The sequence below is a fragment of the Pedobacter sp. GW821-FHT01D05 genome (genome assembly GCF_059422505.1).
This window is the reverse complement of record NZ_JBWKXA010000002.1, coordinates 790,989-807,647: the sequence shown is the minus strand read 5'-3', so window position 1 is coordinate 807,647 and position 16,659 is coordinate 790,989. Positions and strand designations below refer to the sequence as shown.

At 38.1% G+C, this 16,659-nt stretch carries 17 protein-coding genes and 1 tRNA gene; 6 read left to right on the top strand and 12 right to left on the bottom strand.

Going from position 1 to position 16,659, the window contains the following annotated elements; translation table 11 throughout:
- Positions 1–49: 49 nt before the first annotated feature.
- The 4 genes from AC07VK_RS11590 to AC07VK_RS11575 form a co-directional block, all read right to left on the bottom strand.
- On the bottom strand, positions 50–526 hold the full coding sequence (locus tag AC07VK_RS11590) for an acyl-CoA thioesterase (protein ID WP_116251707.1): 477 nt from the start codon (positions 524–526) through the stop codon (positions 50–52).
- A gap of 516 nt (positions 527–1,042) precedes the next feature.
- A complete protein-coding gene (locus AC07VK_RS11585) occupies positions 1,043–3,187 on the bottom strand; it encodes a glycoside hydrolase family 97 protein (protein WP_492960539.1) in 2,145 nt (714 codons plus the stop codon).
- Between the two features lie 161 nt (positions 3,188–3,348).
- The gene (locus AC07VK_RS11580) at positions 3,349–4,602 is read right to left on the bottom strand and encodes a DUF2130 domain-containing protein (protein ID WP_492954816.1); all 1,254 of its coding nucleotides are present in this window, start codon (positions 4,600–4,602) and stop codon (positions 3,349–3,351) included.
- A gap of 91 nt (positions 4,603–4,693) precedes the next feature.
- A complete protein-coding gene (locus AC07VK_RS11575) occupies positions 4,694–5,074 on the bottom strand; it encodes an OsmC family protein (RefSeq protein ID WP_492954815.1) in 381 nt (126 codons plus the stop codon).
- 113 nt (positions 5,075–5,187) lie between these two features.
- Here AC07VK_RS11575 and AC07VK_RS11570 point away from each other — a divergent pair, with 113 nt between their 5' ends.
- Together AC07VK_RS11570 and AC07VK_RS11565 are read left to right on the top strand one after the other, a co-directional pair.
- Positions 5,188–5,553 (top strand): YtxH domain-containing protein, encoded by a 366-nt coding sequence (locus tag AC07VK_RS11570; RefSeq protein WP_426325679.1) that lies wholly within the window; start codon positions 5,188–5,190, stop codon positions 5,551–5,553.
- Positions 5,554–5,656: 103 nt separating this feature from the next.
- Entirely contained in the window at positions 5,657–6,403 is a 747-nt protein-coding gene (locus AC07VK_RS11565) for a YdcF family protein (RefSeq protein WP_492960537.1), read from the top strand.
- 81 nt (positions 6,404–6,484) lie between these two features.
- Here AC07VK_RS11565 and obgE read toward each other — a convergent pair whose 3' ends face one another.
- The 7 genes from obgE to AC07VK_RS11530 all read right to left on the bottom strand — a co-directional run bounded on the left by obgE (position 6,485) and on the right by AC07VK_RS11530 (position 12,030).
- Positions 6,485–7,480, bottom strand: coding sequence for a GTPase ObgE (gene obgE, locus AC07VK_RS11560; protein ID WP_029277724.1), 996 nt, complete (start codon positions 7,478–7,480; stop codon positions 6,485–6,487).
- Between the two features lie 155 nt (positions 7,481–7,635).
- Positions 7,636–8,211 (bottom strand): adenylate kinase, encoded by a 576-nt coding sequence (locus AC07VK_RS11555; RefSeq protein ID WP_492960535.1) that lies wholly within the window; start codon positions 8,209–8,211, stop codon positions 7,636–7,638.
- 598 nt (positions 8,212–8,809) lie between these two features.
- Positions 8,810–9,073: a DUF3471 domain-containing protein gene (locus tag AC07VK_RS11550; RefSeq protein ID WP_492960728.1), complete on the bottom strand. Its 264-nt coding sequence runs from the start codon at positions 9,071–9,073 to the stop codon at positions 8,810–8,812.
- A 41-nt stretch (positions 9,074–9,114) separates the two neighbouring features.
- Positions 9,115–10,152, bottom strand: coding sequence for a serine hydrolase domain-containing protein (locus tag AC07VK_RS11545; RefSeq protein ID WP_492960533.1), 1,038 nt, complete (start codon positions 10,150–10,152; stop codon positions 9,115–9,117).
- Between the two features lie 231 nt (positions 10,153–10,383).
- A tRNA-Arg gene (locus tag AC07VK_RS11540) sits at positions 10,384–10,457 on the bottom strand.
- Positions 10,458–10,556: 99 nt separating this feature from the next.
- Complete coding sequence (locus tag AC07VK_RS11535; protein WP_492960531.1) at positions 10,557–11,021, bottom strand: redoxin domain-containing protein; 465 nt, start codon at positions 11,019–11,021, stop codon at positions 10,557–10,559.
- Between the two features lie 100 nt (positions 11,022–11,121).
- Positions 11,122–12,030, bottom strand: coding sequence for an SDR family oxidoreductase (locus AC07VK_RS11530; protein ID WP_492960529.1), 909 nt, complete (start codon positions 12,028–12,030; stop codon positions 11,122–11,124).
- A gap of 161 nt (positions 12,031–12,191) precedes the next feature.
- Here AC07VK_RS11530 and atpD point away from each other — a divergent pair, with 161 nt between their 5' ends.
- On the top strand, positions 12,192–13,694 hold the full coding sequence (gene atpD / locus AC07VK_RS11525) for a F0F1 ATP synthase subunit beta (RefSeq protein ID WP_029276465.1): 1,503 nt from the start codon (positions 12,192–12,194) through the stop codon (positions 13,692–13,694).
- An 86-nt stretch (positions 13,695–13,780) separates the two neighbouring features.
- Positions 13,781–14,026 (top strand): ATP synthase F1 subunit epsilon, encoded by a 246-nt coding sequence (gene atpC / locus AC07VK_RS11520; RefSeq protein WP_029276466.1) that lies wholly within the window; start codon positions 13,781–13,783, stop codon positions 14,024–14,026.
- Between the two features lie 64 nt (positions 14,027–14,090).
- On the opposite strand, the gene AC07VK_RS11515 is transcribed toward atpC, so the two are convergent.
- Positions 14,091–14,960, bottom strand: coding sequence for an alpha/beta fold hydrolase (locus AC07VK_RS11515; protein WP_492960527.1), 870 nt, complete (start codon positions 14,958–14,960; stop codon positions 14,091–14,093).
- A gap of 477 nt (positions 14,961–15,437) precedes the next feature.
- Between AC07VK_RS11515 and AC07VK_RS11510 the strand changes: the two genes are divergently transcribed.
- Together AC07VK_RS11510 and ilvE are read left to right on the top strand one after the other, a co-directional pair.
- Positions 15,438–15,575, top strand: coding sequence for a hypothetical protein (locus AC07VK_RS11510; protein WP_492960525.1), 138 nt, complete (start codon positions 15,438–15,440; stop codon positions 15,573–15,575).
- Between the two features lie 173 nt (positions 15,576–15,748).
- Positions 15,749–16,639: a branched-chain-amino-acid transaminase gene (ilvE, locus tag AC07VK_RS11505; RefSeq protein WP_131031715.1), complete on the top strand. Its 891-nt coding sequence runs from the start codon at positions 15,749–15,751 to the stop codon at positions 16,637–16,639.
- Positions 16,640–16,659 lie beyond the last annotated feature (20 nt).

The window sequence follows — 16,659 nt, the reverse complement described above, 5'->3', positions numbered from 1 at the left end:
ACACAGAGAAATTTGGAAGATAGACAACTACAGCAATACTCGCCCAGCGCTATACGATATACGGCTCCATTTCCTTATCGATGCTTTTACGCAATTCCATTAATTTAATGGCGTAACCATGCATGGCAATTTCTTTTTCGGTTTTGGGCTTAAAAGCTGGAATTGCCTTCGGTTGTCCATCGTCGTCAACGGCCACAAAAACAATAATACAGTGTGTATTTTTAACAAAATCGGTCTGCCCTACGGGTTTAGAAAAAGCATCAACGGCAATATGCATACTGGTTTTGCCTGTATAAATAATACGCGCTTCCATTTTAACCAAGTGGCCGATATGAACAGGATGAAAAAAGCGGATACCACCAACATAAACCGTTACACAATAAGTTTGGCTCCATTGTAAAGCACAGGCAAAAGCAGCCTGATCAATCCATTTCATCATCATTCCACCATGTACCTTACCGCCATAATTAACGTCAGAGGGTTCGCTTAAAAATTGAAGTTCGATATGGTTTTTGGTTCTGGGCATGGTAATATTTGTTAAAAATTGCTTGGTTTTAATGTGTTTGCTAAGATATTATAAAATAAGCTATTTTCCTGCAGTCAGCTGTTATGATCTGTTAAGGCGACTCGATACAATAATAATGGCACCTGATCAAGTGTCAGCTGGTAACAACTGACACCACAAACAAGAATTCTCCCAGCGGCCGTCATCCTGAGTTCATTTCAGGATCTAAATTACATGATAAATATTGAAGCAAGTTCAGTATAAAATTGGAATTCCGGTGCAGTCAGATGTTACCATCTGGCTGATGGATTTAGCTTACTGTCAGTTGGCAACAACTGACACCACAAACAAGAATTCTCCCAGCGGTCGTCATCCTGAGTTCATCTCAGGATCTGATCAGCATGATAGATACTGAAATAAATTCTTACTCCGTGTTTATCCGTGTACATCCGTGGCAAAAAACAATAAAAAAGCCGCAGCGGGGCGCTACGGCTAGAAGCAGTGTCAGTTGGTAACAATTGGCACCACCAACTTAATTTATTTCGCCATAATACTTATCGCATACCCTCCACCCGGTGCGCAATACTGCGTTAATTTAGTTTTACTGGTTACCTCCATTTTACGGATAGTATAGGCTTTAGGATTGGTTTCGTAATGGGCATCTTTTGCATCGGCATAAATGGTTGCAGTATATTTTTTCCCGGGATCTAAAAAGCTGAAATCGATCTTAGATGTCCGCGCCACTTCATCATTGGTACGGCCAACAAACCAGTTGTTTTTACCTTTTGCCTTACGCGCAAAAGTGATATAATCGCCTGGCTCTGCTTCTAGAACTTTGGTATCGTCCCAATCTACTGCCACATCTTTAATAAACTGAAAAGCATCCATATACTTATTATACGTTTCAGGTAAATCGGCAGCCATTTGCAAAGGACTATACATGGTAACATAAAGTGCCAGCTGGCGGGCTAAAGTACTGTGCACAAAAGAAGTATTTTCGGGGTTATAAACACTTACTTTAGTTTCAAAAATACCTGGCGTATAATCCATCGGACCACCAATTAAACGTGTAAATGGCAAAATTGTAGTATGATCGGCATTATTGCCCCCAAAAGCTTCGTATTCTGTTCCCCTTGCCGATTCGTTTCCAATTAAGTTCGGATAAGTACGCGCCAGGCCTGTTGGCCGAACAGCTTCATGTGCATTCACCATAATTTTATAATCAGCTGCTTTTTGGATGGCATACAGGTAATGGTTATTTAACCATTGGCCATAATGATGCTCTCCCCTTGGGATCATGTTGCCTACATAACCGCTTTTAACGGCATCGTAACCATTGGCTTTCATAAATTTATAAGCGGTATCTAAATGGCGCTCATAATTACGTACCGACGAAGAAGTTTCATGGTGCATAATCATTTTAATGCCTTTGCTTGCAGCGTAACGGTGCAGTTCTTTTACATCGAAATCGGGATAGGGCGTTACAAAATCAAACACATAATCTTTTGTTTTACCGAACCAATCTTCCCAGCCTTCGTTCCAGCCTTCAACTAAAACAGCGTCCAATCCGTTTTTAGCAGCAAAATCGATGTATTCTTTTACATGTGCCGTATTTGCAGCATGTTTTCCGTTAGGTTTTGTTTTGGCATAATCGGTTATCCCTAATTGCACACTGGTTAAATCATTATAGGCCCAGGTACTTTTACCTGTAATCATTTCCCACCAAACACCTACATACTTGGTTGGTTTTATCCACGATACATCTTTAAATTTTGTTGGTTCATTTAAGTTATAGGTTAGCTTTGAGGTTAAAATGTCACCTGCTTTATCGCTTACAATAATGGTTCTCCAGGGCGATAAACAAGGCGCTTGCATATAACCTTTATCGCCAACTGCATCAGGCGTTAGCCACGATTCTAACACCATATTTTTATCGTCGAGATTTAACGACATTAAAGAGTAGTTGATCAGTGCCGCTTCATGGATATTGATGTATAAACCATCTTTACTCTTCATCATCAAAGGTGTTTGTAAGCCCGTTGGCGAAAAAGTAGTTTGTGAAGCATTTGGTGTAACCGCAGCCTTCATTTTACCGCGTACTTCTGATAAGTTTGAGGTTACCGTACTGTATTCCTGTGTATCATAATCACCCGGAAGCCAAAATGCTTTATGATCGCCTGCTAAGGCAAACTGGGTTTTCTCTTCTTTAATTACGAAGTAATCTAAGTTTTTTTGCTCTGGAAATTCGTATCTAAAGCCTAAACCATCATTAAAAAGGCGGAAACGTACAATAATATAACGGTTGCTTTCTTTTTGGGTTAGCGTTACCGCCAATTCGTTATAATGATTTACAATTTCTTTAACCTCGCCCCAAACCGGTTTCCAGGTTTCGTTAAAAGTGCGCGTTTTGGTATCAGTAATAGTGAAACCATTCAGGAACGATTTACCATCTTTAAGTTCAAGCCCCAACTTGCTGGTTTTAATAACGTCTTTTCCTTTGTACTTTAAGCTATAGGTAGGTACCCCCCCTTCAGCCAAAGCAAAGCTGGCCAACAGGTTGCCATCCGGCGACTTTAAATCTTTTTCGGGAACGTTCCCGAAAACATTCCCGAAAAATAGCAACGTGCATAGTAAAGTAAGGATTCCAGAGCGGTTAAAGGATTGGTTAGGTTTCTTATTCATGTTATCATTTATTTTTTGTTGTTACTATTTATATACATTAGAACTGGCGGTTTCCACTCCACACATGGCAATGAGCACCGTCAGTCCATTCAAATAGATCCTGAAACAAGTTCAGGACGACTATACGTTATAAAAATCGGGACAGGATGACGTACTGCAAGTTACTCTAAAAGCAACGTATCATCATCCTCATCGGTTAAGCTCAGCTGCACACTATCGCTACCGGCAATACCTTCTATCGAACCCCTGATATGGGTCGCATTTAACAATACTTTTTCTAACTGCTTTTCGCGTGCTTTCCATAAGCGTTCCATCGCATCACGCTCGCGTTGTATGGACAGTTTCATGCTCATAAAACCTTCTCTAATGGCTTTCCATTGCTCTGAAAACTCTGCGCCCATTAAATAATCGTAAAGCATGTGCATTTTTTCTCCGCGGTTTTCCTGCGATTTTACTGCACCTGCCAAGCGCAATATTCCTTCGCGCAACACGTATGCTACAGCATTTACTTCTTCGAAAGAGCAGATCCAAACCCCATCGCGCTGCCCGAAACAATCCATGCCTTTTGGGTAACATTGACTTACGATTACCGCTACATCAATTCCCATACTGCGCATATCTTTCTTCAGTTTTTCGATCCAGTCGCCACCAAAATCTTTGGTACGCTTGCTTTCGTAAATAATTTTACCGCATTCTTGTCCAAATTGGTTGCGTACCACCTGTACACAATCTGCACCACGCACTCCTTTGCCAACTTCTTCAATTAAATCAAAAGGATAATTGGTACGGAGTAATTCTTCCAAAATCAGTTCCTGCACTTCGCCCTGCAATTGCATACTGCCCTGCTCAGCCTTACGTTTCATTTCTTCGGCCAATTTTTTCTGGTCGTCGAGCTGTTTTTCTAATTCTTTTAAACGCAATTGGTGTTCGGTATCTTTAATACTATTTTTTTCTGCCTCCTGCTTACGGATCTGTTCTACCAGCTCGTTACGCTGTTCTTGCATTTTACGTTGAAAGGCAAGTTCCATTTCTTCTTCCTTTACCTTAAGGCTTTCCTCGCGGCGTAAAAACTCAAGTTCCTTTTCGCGGGCCAGCTTTAATTTTTCTGCATTATCTTTCGCGTTGCCCTCCAACATTTGCAGTTTGGTTTCAAAATCAGCCGAAATGCTTTTACGCAGATTTTCCTCCAAATCATCCTTAAGCTTGCTTTTCTCTTCTGCAAGTTTGGCATCAAAAGCTTTCAATTGCTGTTGTTTTTCTGATTCAAAAACCTGCAGTTTACGTTGATATTCATCATCTTTCTGCCTTGCATAAGCAGCCGCTTTCTCACGTAACTCTTTCTTATAATCTTCGGCCATGGCTTCTTCCATCGGAAAAACATGGGCACAATTGGGGCATTTTATTTCGGTAGGCATAAATTATTTTTTTACCACAGCGAACGCTTGGGTTTTGACAAAGATATTAAAGCTTTTTGTCAATGTATAAACGAGTTTTGCACCGTTACCATTAAAGTACCTTCGATCTGATTTCGTGACCGGACGCTAAAATTTTACTTACCGGGCATTTTGCGGCAATTTCTTCCAACCTGATTTTTTGTTCTTCAGTAAGTATCCCAGTACATACAATTTCTTCAAAAAATATGGTTTCTCCGTTTTCGGTATCAATATTTACTTCCACCTCAATTTTATCGATAGGCCACTCCTTTCTATCGGCATACATCCTTAAGGTAATGGCTACACACGATGCCAAAGAGGCCATTAATAATCCCTTAGGGGCAAAACCTTTATGTGTTCCACCTAAGTCTAAAGGTTCGTCTACTATAATATCATGAGAACCATTGGTTACCGAACACGCATAGTGTTCCCTGTTTATTGTTGCTTTTACCATTTATTAGATATTTAAAATATTAAACTTACCAAATATTATGCTTTATTGCGATTTGGTTTAGATTTTACGAAACATTATATGATGGCATTTGTTCTTTTTAAAAATGCTACGTTATGAAATACAGAAAGTTAATCGGAAAATACTTAAAGCACGAATCGGACAACAGTGCAAAAATAGCACTAGCCTTAGTGGCTGGTTTAGCAGCGGGCGCAGTAATTAGTATCTTATTTGCTCCTGATAGTGGTGCAGGTACCCGTGGAAAAATTGCCGGCGGGGCCCGAAATCTTCGTTATGGATTTCAGGACAAATACAACCTTTTAAAAGAGAAAGTTTTTGGTGTTGAAGCCATTGAAGAAGATATTGTTGAGCATGAAGTGCCACATTTTAAACATACTGTTACTAAGAAACGTAAATCGGATGTGAAGGAAATTTTAGAAAACGCTCATGAAAACGGTCAGGTACAGGAAGGCCAGGGATAAAAATATAAAGACATGAATTGGTTATTGGCATGCATTAATTAATACATGCCAAAACCTTTCACCGTTTAAACAATTTCTTAGTTTTACAGGATAATATCTGCATATGATTTTTATCCTCTCGAAGATTTTGCTCTTCCTCATTAAGCCTATAGTGTGGATTTTTGTACTTTTGATTTTTGCAATTGTATCAAAACATCCTAAAAGGAAAAGACAATTCTTAATACTTACCCTAGTTATCTTCATCTTTTTCTCTAACGGTTTAATCGTTGGCAAAGTTATAAACAGTTACGAAGCCAGCTATCCAAAAATAGGGAAATACGATGTTGGAATAGTACTAGGAGGCTTTTCTGGCTTAAATAAACGAAATAATGAAATTGCTTTTAATTGGGCAGGAGATAGATTGTTCCAGGCAATTGCACTTTATAAAAAAGGACAGATTAAGCAGATATTGCTTAGTAGCGGGAGCGCAAATTTAGTAGACCGAGAAATAAAAGAGGCTGATTTAGCCATTAAGTACTTAAAGCTGATCGGTATTCCTGATTCTGCAATTCTGATTGAAAACCAAAGCAGAAATACTGTCGAAAATGCTAGGTACAGCCTGGCACTCATTGCGAAAAGTACCCCTAAAGCTAAAGTTTTGGTCATTACCAGTGCCTGGCACATTCCAAGGGCAAAACTGATTTTTGATAAACAGGCTAAACAAAAAATTGAATATTACCCAACCAATTTTTCTGGAGATACTGAATTCGACTTAAGTGATTTCATTATTCCAGATGCCAGCGCATTAGGAACATGGGAAATGTTATTTAAAGAATGGATTGGTTTGGCTGTAGATCGGATAAGGGCTTAACTATCTAATTGTTCATTAGTCATTGGTTCATTGGTTGAAATTCGCACCAATAAACAACCGGCTAATGAACTGATGAACTTCCTATCCTTCAATCGCTTTCCAAAGCATATCTTTCAGTTCTAAAATATTTTTTTCAGCTACTGAGGAAATAAATATAGATGGAATATTTGGCAGATCCTGTTTCATTTCTTCCATCAGTTCTTCATCTAACATATCCGATTTGGTAATGGCTAAAACATGCGGTTTCTGCATCAATTCAGGATTGTAAGATTCAAGTTCGCTTTTAAGGATTTCGTATTCTTCTTTAATTGAACGACTTGTATCGGCCGGGACCATGAATAACAATACGGAATTTCGCTCAATATGGCGTAAGAAGCGATAGCCTAAACCTTTACCTTTCGATGCACCTTCGATAATTCCTGGAATATCGGCCATTACAAAAGATTTTCCGCCCCTGTAACTCACAATACCCAGGTTAGGAACAATGGTAGTAAAAGGATAATCGGCAATTTCTGGCTTAGCAGCTGAAACTACTGAAAGTAATGTAGATTTTCCTGCATTTGGGAAACCAACCAGACCAACATCGGCCAAAACTTTTAATTCTAAAATGTTCCAAACCTCTTGTCCCTGCTCGCCTGGTTGTGCAAAACGAGGTGTTTGCTGAACAGAGTTTTTAAAGTGTGCATTACCCAAACCGCCACGGCCGCCGGCTGTTAATATTTTGGTTTCGCCATCTTTGGTAATTTCGAAAAGAATTTCTCCTGTTTCAGCATCTTTTGCTATGGTACCAAGCGGAACCTCCAAAATCTCATCTTTCCCTTGTTTACCGAATTTATGAGAACTACCGCCTGCGCCACCATCTTCAGCAATAATGTGCTTACGGTATTTAAGGTGTAATAATGTCCAGATATGGATGCTACCTTTAACGATAATGTGGCCGCCACGACCGCCATCACCACCATCGGGCCCGCCCATTGAGGTTAAAATATCACGATGCAAATGTGCCGAACCTGCCCCGCCCTTACCAGAACGGCAACAAATTTTTACATAATCTACGAAATTCGAACCCTGTGACATATTTTAATATTGAAATGTTAATACTGGAACGTCGAAACAACAATTCCTTTAAAATTAAAGAGTTATAACGTTTTAACATTATAACTCTTTTTATGTTTTTGAATATTGGATCAGGAATTAATTAAACCTTTTCTTTTATATCCACTACTTGAACTTTATACCTTATACTGATCAATTACAGCGCAAAGATCATTATATACGGTTTCTATTTCACCAATTCCGTTTACCTTGTTCAACTTTCCTTGCTCTTCATAATAAGGCAATACGTGGATGGTTTTATCAAAGTATTCTGAAATCCGCTTTTTCAATTTTTCAGCATCATCATCGGGGCGACCGCTGGTTTTATGACGTTCGGCAATACGTTTTGTTAGCTCCTCCTGATCAACATCTAAAGCAATTACGCCAGCAATTTTACTGCCTTTACGCGCTAAAAATAAATCAAGCTCAATTGCTTGTGGAACGGTACGTGGAAATCCATCAAACACAAATCCTTTAGCATCAGGATTTTTATCTACCTCTTCTTCAAGCATGGCAATTGTAATGGCATCTGGAACCAATTCTCCATCAGCTAACAATTGACTTACTTTTTTTCCTAATTCTGTTTCTCCTTTAACGTGTGCTCTAAAAAGATCGCCTGTTGAAACATGTACCAACTGATATTTTGCAATCAGCTTTTCAGATTGGGTGCCTTTACCCGCCCCTGGAGGGCCAAAGAGAACTAAATTAAGCATTCAAGTTGTTTAGGTTGTCTTCAAAAATTAAAAAAGCCTTATTCCTATGGCTTCGTTAAAAGTAATATTCAAATCACTGATTAATAGGATTAGACATTGCTTACTTTCAAGGCTGCAAATATATAATTATTAATTTAGATGCCATTTAAAATTGATGATTTATTTAAAAATGGGCTATTTTAATGGCATTTATCTTCTTCCAAGAAGAATCTTGTGCCATTTTTGTATTTAACAGAATTTTCTTCAAATATTAAGGGGGGCTGACCAAACAATCCTTATACATTTTTATTAAATCTGACCAAAAACTTAAGCATTTACTGCATTACTGAACTGACATTTTTCATTGTCCCACGGATGGGTGTCCACTTAAAATTTTCACAGAACGCCATAAAGATCATTTCGAGCCGTGCATGTGGACAACTAATGTACGGTAGAGCAAGTTTAGAATTACTTATAAAAAAATTGATACTCAAGCCGACTTAACCACCAAAACCGGGGAGGAACCACTTTCAACGAAATACATGAACCCGGACCCAAAAGAATTGCCAAATCCAAAGGAAAACAATCAAACGCGAAAGGGATAACAAAATACAGTGCTTTAATCCAATCTACCACCAATTTTAGTGGATAAACCTGATTTAATCGTTAAAAATAGTTTCCCATCCTTGCCTACATTGAAAGTCAGGGTCATATTTGAATCCGCAATAAAGAATCTATTCTGGCTTTCAGCAAAGAGCCTTACCGGAACAGCATTAGCAGTACTGAGATAAAGGTTACCCGAAACAAGGTCAACCGAAGTGGCGTAACTCCCCGATATATCATAGCTCCCGATATAACTGGTTAAAGTTTTAGTGGAAACCAGTATTTCCTGTTTAGGCTTCGGAAGGGCATAAGGCTTTTTATTTAAGATGGCAATAATTTTAGCTCCAATAGCTCAATAATGGTACTGGTTTGATTTGTAAGCATAATGATGCAGATATCATCCTGTGGTATCCGGGCAAAGTAGCTTGTTGCACCCTCAAGATTCCCCGGATGATAGGCAATCTTTTTTCCGTAGAGTGAATCTATGAACCAACCGTAGCCATAATCGCCCTTACCTGGCGTATAACATTCAGCAAGAGCCCTCGAAGAAATAACCTTATTGTGCCTAAGCGCATCATTCCATTTTACCAGATCACCCACCGAGCTGTAAAGACCACCTGATGCATAAGTCCAGCTTTCATCCCAGATCTTCGCTGTTACAAAGCGGCCAGAGGAAAGATACTCATAACCAACAGTCTTTAGCCCACTTTTTAACCTTGAATAATCATAACCGCTACTCCTCATGCCGAGCGGCCTGAATATCATTTTACTTACCGCCTCACCATACTGCATGCCGGTAACTTTTTCGATAATCATTCCGAGCAGATCATAACCTGAATTACTATATAAAAATTCACTTCCCGGAGTAAATTCCAGCGGCTGTGATGAAAAATATTGCAATAGTTCTTCACGATCAGCTTTCAGACCTGAAAAGACCCTTTCACGCAAGGCTGAATCAGCGAGTACTTCCCGAATTCCAGATGTGTGCCCAAGCAGCTGCGCTACTGTTATTTTTTGCTCGGGATGCAATACCGGAAAAAAATCAGATATCCTGGTGTTGAGCGATAGTTTTCCCTCTTCTATCAATTTCATGGTCAGTACAGCAGTGAAAGTTTTGCTCAAAGAGGCTAACTGGAAAATTTCATTGCCATTGCATTTAATACCCTTTTCCACATCTCTAAACCCATAAGAGCCATTGAAAACCGTTTCCCCTGATTTGATTACGACAATATTACCGTTAAACTTATTCAACTTTGCATAAGCCCCGATAAGGCTATCGATCGCTTTAGGAACTGACTGGGCAAAGGCACAAATGGAAATAAAACAAAAAAGGAAAAAGGCAAGTATAGTTTTCGTCACAACGTCGAGTATTTTAAATGTAGACTACTTTTTCCCTAAAAAGGTTACAAACTATTTTAATAACTTTCCTATTAAAATATAAATTATTAGCGCTCTGGAAAACCTTTGTCGATTGACCTCATCTCGCCAATAATAGATGAATCTATTATCCGACAAATATCTTAAAATGAGATACTTAGACATGGTGATTGTAAACAAAAAAAGGGATGATTTAAAAATCATCCCTTCAAGTGCACTTGTAGGGATTCGAACCCCAAACCTTCTCATCCGTAGTGAGATGCTCTATCCAATTGAGCTACAAATGCGTTTCCGTATCGTTAACGGACTGCAAAGGTATAATTTGATATTTTAATTTCCAATTAAATTTTAAAAAAATCTAAAAATAATTCTTTGCAGAATAAGCTTTACGCGCTCAATGCATCATTAATTGCTTTAAAATCAGGCAAATCCTTTGCATCTTCTAAAACTTCTGCATAGGCGATTTTTCCTTCTTCATTGATCACAAAAGCTGCTCTTTTGGAAACACCTTTCAATCCGAACACAAATTCATCATAAAAAGCACCATAAGCTGCTGATACTTCTTTGTTAAAATCAGACAATAAAGGGAACTGATAACTTTGAGTTTCTTTAAACTTAGCCAAAGAGAACGGAGAATCAACTGAAATGCCAATTACCTGCGCATCTATCCCTTCGTAATAGCTAAAATTATCGCGCATGGTACATAATTGTTCTGTACATGTTCCGGTAAAAGCCATCGGGAAAAAGTGAATAATAACTTTTTTGCCTTTGAAACCAGAAAGCGCAATTTCGGTTAAATCTGAACTGTATAATTTGAAATCAGGGGCGTTATCGCCAATTTGTAATGCCATTATGTATTTTTTATGGGTTAAATATATTAATTGGTTTAGTAGTTCATTGGCTATTAGCTTATTAGTATTGTATCCTCCCAATAAAATAATAACCGGTGAACTAATTATCTTTTTTCATCTGCTGATCTAAAATGGCCAAGCCTTCTTCAAAACTATGTGGACGGTAATCTAAATCTTTAATGGTCTTACCCAAAATAAAACCAGTTCTAACCGGTCTATTAGCCATCTGGTTTAAACTTGTAGAACTTATTTCATTAATAAAAGATTGATCGAGCCCCCAATAATCGGCAACTTTTCGCACTAAATCTGCAATACTCATGTAATCTTTACCCGACACGTGATAAATTCCTTTTGCATTTTTTTCTACAGCCAACAGGCAGGCTTCAGCTAAATCTTCGGCCAAAGTGGGCATGCGCCACTGGTCGTTTACTACGTTAATAGGTGATGCTTTTTCTAATGCCGCTTTGGCCCACAATACGATATTGCTCCGGCTCATATCACTACTTATCCCATATAACAATATTGTTCTTAAAATTGCCCAGTTTACTTTTGAGTTCTTCAACAGCGCTTCTGCCAGTACTTTCGATTCGCCATAATAACTTACAGGATTAACGGCATCTTCTTCTTTATATGGTCCGTCGGCACCATCAAAAACAAAATCGGTGCTTAAATGAATAAGCTGAATATTTTTTTCTTCACATATTGATATCAGCGTTTGAACTGCATCTACATTTAACTGGCGACAAAGCGCTTTATTGGCTTCACAAGTATCAACATTGGTCATTGCTGCAGTGTGCACAATGGCATCAGGGCTGTATGTTTCGATAACTTCCCTAACCCGAACAGCATTTAAAATATCCATTTCTGCATATCCATACCCACCCTTTACCGGATAGCGATTTGTTCCTTTAGAAGTGGCAACAAGCTTTACCCTGCCCTCGGCGAGAATTTTTTCAGTTAATTTCTGCCCTAAAAGACCGTTGCTACCTGTTGTTAAAATGGTTTTCATATGCCTTATTTATAGCACTAAATTATCTATAAAAATCATGTTGAAAAAATTTATAATATATATTTAAAATTAAGTAAGAAAAACTTAACTTTGCCAACCGAATTGGAGCCCCTGTAAACAGCTTTAATTCATTGACTGTAATAAATTTACTCACAACAGATATGCCTAACTTAGGAAAAATAGCACAAATTATCGGCCCTGTGGTTGACGTTAGCTTTGCTAATGATGCCCATCTACCTAAAATTTTTGATGCGTTAGAGATAACGAAAGAAAATGGACAAAAAATTGTTTTAGAAGTTCAACAGCACTTAGGTGAAGATCGTGTACGCGCAATCTCAATGGACTCTACAGACGGTTTAGTTCGTGGAATGGACGTAGTTGATACTGGTGCTGCGATTAAAATGCCAGTTGGCGACCAAATTAAAGGTCGTTTATTTAATGTAGTTGGTGAAGCGATTGATGGTATCAACACAGTTGATAAAACTGATGGTCGTCCTATCCACGCTACTCCTCCTAAGTTCGAAGATTTATCAACTGAAACCGAGGTACTTTTTACAGGTATTAAAGTTATCGATTTATTAGAGCCATATGCAAAAGGTGGTAAAATCGGTTTATTCGGTGGTGCTGGTGTAGGTAAAACCGTATTAATTATGGAGTTGGTAAACAACATCGCTAAAGCTTATGCTGGTTTATCAGTATTCGCAGGTGTTGGTGAGCGTACTCGTGAGGGTAACGATTTACTTCGTGAGTTTATCGAGTCAGGTGTAATCAACTATGGTGACGAATTCTTACACTCAATGGAAAAAGGTGGATGGGATCTGAAAGCTGTTGATACTGAAAAATTAAAAGAATCTAAAGCAACATTGGTTTTCGGTCAAATGAACGAGCCTCCTGGTGCACGTGCACGTGTAGCATTATCAGGGTTAACTGTTGCAGAATATTTCCGTGATGGTGATGGCGAAGGCGCTGGAAAAGACATCCTTTTCTTCGTTGATAACATCTTCCGTTTTACGCAGGCAGGTTCTGAGGTATCGGCTTTATTAGGTCGTATGCCATCAGCTGTAGGTTACCAACCAACATTGGCAACTGAGATGGGTTTAATGCAAGAGCGTATTACTTCAACAAAACGTGGATCAATTACATCAGTACAAGCGGTATATGTACCAGCGGATGATTTAACTGACCCGGCTCCGGCAACAACTTTTGCCCACTTAGATGCTACTACAGTACTTTCGCGTAAAATTGCTGAGCTAGGCATTTACCCAGCGGTAGATCCATTAGATTCTACTTCACGTATCCTTTCTCCTGCGGTTTTAGGTGACGAGCATTATAATACTGCACAACGTGTTAAAGAAACTTTACAACGTTACAAAGAATTACAAGATATCATCGCGATCTTAGGTATGGACGAATTATCTGAAGAAGATAAATTAGTGGTATCAAGAGCTCGTCGTGTTCAACGTTTCTTATCTCAACCTTTCCACGTAGCTGAGCAATTTACTGGCTTAAAAGGTGTATTGGTTGACATTAAAGATACCATCAAAGGATTTAACATGATCATGGATGGTGAAGTTGATGAGTATCCAGAAGCTGCATTTAACTTAGTTGGTAGCATTGAAGATGCGATCGAAAAAGGTAAAAAATTATTGGCAGAAGCGAACTAGTATCGGGATTTGAGTATTAAATACCAGGAATACTAACACGATCTTGATACTTGATACTAGCTACTTGATACTTAAATCTAAAAAAAATGAATTTAGAAATATTAACTCCAGATAAAAAAGTTTTCGAAGGTGAAGTAACAGCGGTTACGGTTCCTGGTACTTTAGGCTCTTTCCAGATTTTAAAAGACCATGCTCCTATCATCTCTACTTTAGAAGATGGAGAAGTTATTATAAAAGCAAACAAAGCTGATGAGCAACGCTTTTTTATTAAAGGCGGTGTAGTAGAAGCTATTCACAATAAAATTGTGGTTTTAGCTGAAGGCGTCGCTTAAGCAAAATAATTAAACATTTAGAAAGCCTCCCGATTTAAAAATCAGGGAGGTTTTTTGTTTTATGTTATTGTTTAACAAAATCACAAACCGCCGCAGTAAATTCCTTATTCTTTTCGTAATAAAGCATGTGCGAACCATCTATCTGCACTACTTTTTGATTGGGGAATTGATAATTTTTATAATAATTTGCTCCAACAGCGCGATCATCCTTACCCGTTATAATTAAGGCCGGCGTTTTAATTTCACTGGTAAGTAAAGCATAATCTTTAAAATATTCAGGATACTGTTGCGCCTTTGTGCTATCCATCAAAGGCATAAAAAGTGTCATTCCGAAATCTGATGTACGCTTATAGGAATTTTCGATGCTGTCCATTTTGATAATGGTATTTATATCATTAGCAATATATTTATACCCAAGATGCACTGCGCTTAACTTTTTTCTAACCAGCGCCGCTTCATTCATTAATTTTTTAAAATCTGTTTCATTTATCATGGTATCCTTTTTCAATAACCAGTATCCATATTCAATTTGTTCCTTAACCTGATTTGGATTCATAAAATGGGCTATTGTATTCGCCATGATGATGCCAGATAAATGTCCGGGATACTTCAGCGCATAATTAATTGCCAGAACACCACCGAACGAATGACTAAGTAAGTACACTTTTTCTGCGCCCAATTTTAACCGCAGTTCTTCAACATCTTGAACGATCCGGTCTAAACTATAATTTTTTGCATTTTGCGAACGACCAGATCCTCTTTGATCCAGATAAACCATCGTTAAACATTTCTCCAGGTTAGACCCACCCATTTTTTCAAAAGAAAGAAAATCCTGACCAGGGCCTCCATGCAAATAGATACAAACAGGGCCTTTGCCTGCTACCTTAACAGATAACCTTATAGTATCAGAAGTTAAAATGGTCTGGTTTCCCATTTTGAGATGGGCGGTTGAATCTGATGGGGAACATCCACTAAATAATCCAATTAAAAGAATCGAAAGGATATAAATTATTTTCATAGGAATAGTTTCTAATATTAAATTACATAACTATTTTCAATAAGCAATCAAAGGAGTTTAATAATACCATGATATGCACCAAGAAAACATCAATAATGCTTCGCATTTTAACGTCAAAATATCGCCTGAATTTTCAATTTTACATCGCCATTAGCTCGTTTTAGGCAGAAAAACAGAAAATTTATAATGCAAGCATAACAAACATACCGTATACCGTTTTGATATTTGGTCTACGGCTATCGGCATTAAATAACTAATCCAATAATAGTTAAGAATAATATTCCGATTGTTAATGTATTTTCAGAATAATATTCTTATTTAACTTTTTTCTGATTTCTCTTGCATATTAATGAACCAAAAACTAAATTGGTTTTTATAAACAATAAGATAAAAATGACCATTCAGAACAACATATTTTCTACCGCTACTACTGCAAAAGCAGCTGGTAATGTAGTGTTGTTACCTGTCATTTTACTTAACCTCCTACTCCTAAACATTTTATGGGGCAACAAGCGGACGCAGTTTAAATAGATTTTAAAAAACTAAATATACCTAAAGCGTCCCGATACAAACGGGACGCTTTTTTTAAATAACAAAAGGACAGTATTATGAACCGCCCATGATAAATAGTCAAAATAAAAAAATGGAATGCTTATTTATCATGGTAAGCTCCATCTGACGGTTAAAACAATAAGAATAAACAGATGAAATACTATAATTCTAATACGATTATTTACCTTGACGGACAGTTTGAAAAGGCTGTAAATAGCAGCACTGACCTTTACGGGCAGTCGCTACACTACGGCTATGCTGCTTTCGAGGGTATTAGAGCCTATAAAACACACAACGGTAACCGCATTTTCAAAGCTGCTGCCCATTTCGATCGCTTAGAGCGTTCTTGCCAGTTGGCAAACATTCCTTTCCCATGGGATAAACAAGAATTAATTGCTGCAACCTATAAATTACTTCAGTTAAACAAACTGAAAGATGCTTATATCCGCCCCTTGGTATTTTGCCACCCAAACATGAAATTAAACGAGCCTAGTGGGGTTTCGATCTTAATCTGTGCCTGGGAATGGGATGCATATTCTGGCAACAAATTGTTAAAATTAACAGTTTCTGATTATGAAAGACCAAACCCAAAATCGATTCCAATGGAGGCGAAATTGAGTGGAAACTATGTTAATTCTATTTTAGCTACTACAGCGGCAAATATTAAAGGTTATGACGAAGCTTTGCTTTTAGATATGCACGGTTTTGTTGCCGAGGCATCTGGAGCGAACATCTTTCTTGAAAAAGACGGAAAACTGTTTACACCATCGTTAGGAAATATTTTACCAGGTATTACACGTGCAACCGTAAAAGAACTTTGCACCGTTCTGGATATAGAATGCATTGAGAAAAAATTAACCATAGAAGATCTTAAAAATGCGGACAGCGCTTTCTTATGTGGAACAGCAACTGAAATAGCAGGTATAGCATCAATTGATGATATTGTATATCGCCCATTGTGGAGAGAATCTCTCGGTTATACCATACAGCGAGCTTATAAAAACCTTGTACTCGAAAAAGTGAATTACGAAGTGATTATATAGCGAGAAGCATACTGGCTGAT

Excerpts from the sequence above, each read along its gene's own strand:
- ilvE (WP_131031715.1), top strand. The coding sequence starts at position 15,749 with ATGAAATACTATAATTCTAATACGATTATTTACCTTGACGGACAGTTT.
- AC07VK_RS11530 (WP_492960529.1), bottom strand. The coding sequence starts at position 12,030 with ATGAAAACCATTTTAACAACAGGTAGCAACGGTCTTTTAGGGCAGAAA.
- AC07VK_RS11575 (WP_492954815.1), bottom strand. The coding sequence starts at position 5,074 with ATGGTAAAAGCAACAATAAACAGGGAACACTATGCGTGTTCGGTAACC.
- obgE (WP_029277724.1), bottom strand. The coding sequence starts at position 7,480 with ATGTCACAGGGTTCGAATTTCGTAGATTATGTAAAAATTTGTTGCCGT.
- AC07VK_RS11555 (WP_492960535.1), bottom strand. The coding sequence starts at position 8,211 with ATGCTTAATTTAGTTCTCTTTGGCCCTCCAGGGGCGGGTAAAGGCACC.
- AC07VK_RS11590 (WP_116251707.1), bottom strand. The coding sequence starts at position 526 with ATGCCCAGAACCAAAAACCATATCGAACTTCAATTTTTAAGCGAACCC.
- atpD (WP_029276465.1), top strand. The coding sequence starts at position 12,192 with ATGCCTAACTTAGGAAAAATAGCACAAATTATCGGCCCTGTGGTTGAC.
- AC07VK_RS11515 (WP_492960527.1), bottom strand. The coding sequence starts at position 14,960 with ATGGGAAACCAGACCATTTTAACTTCTGATACTATAAGGTTATCTGTT.
- AC07VK_RS11510 (WP_492960525.1), top strand. The coding sequence starts at position 15,438 with ATGACCATTCAGAACAACATATTTTCTACCGCTACTACTGCAAAAGCA.
- atpC (WP_029276466.1), top strand. The coding sequence starts at position 13,781 with ATGAATTTAGAAATATTAACTCCAGATAAAAAAGTTTTCGAAGGTGAA.
- AC07VK_RS11585 (WP_492960539.1), bottom strand. The coding sequence starts at position 3,187 with ATGAATAAGAAACCTAACCAATCCTTTAACCGCTCTGGAATCCTTACT.
- AC07VK_RS11565 (WP_492960537.1), top strand. The coding sequence starts at position 5,657 with ATGATTTTTATCCTCTCGAAGATTTTGCTCTTCCTCATTAAGCCTATA.
- AC07VK_RS11570 (WP_426325679.1), top strand. The coding sequence starts at position 5,188 with ATGAAATACAGAAAGTTAATCGGAAAATACTTAAAGCACGAATCGGAC.
- AC07VK_RS11535 (WP_492960531.1), bottom strand. The coding sequence starts at position 11,021 with ATGGCATTACAAATTGGCGATAACGCCCCTGATTTCAAATTATACAGT.
- AC07VK_RS11580 (WP_492954816.1), bottom strand. The coding sequence starts at position 4,602 with ATGCCTACCGAAATAAAATGCCCCAATTGTGCCCATGTTTTTCCGATG.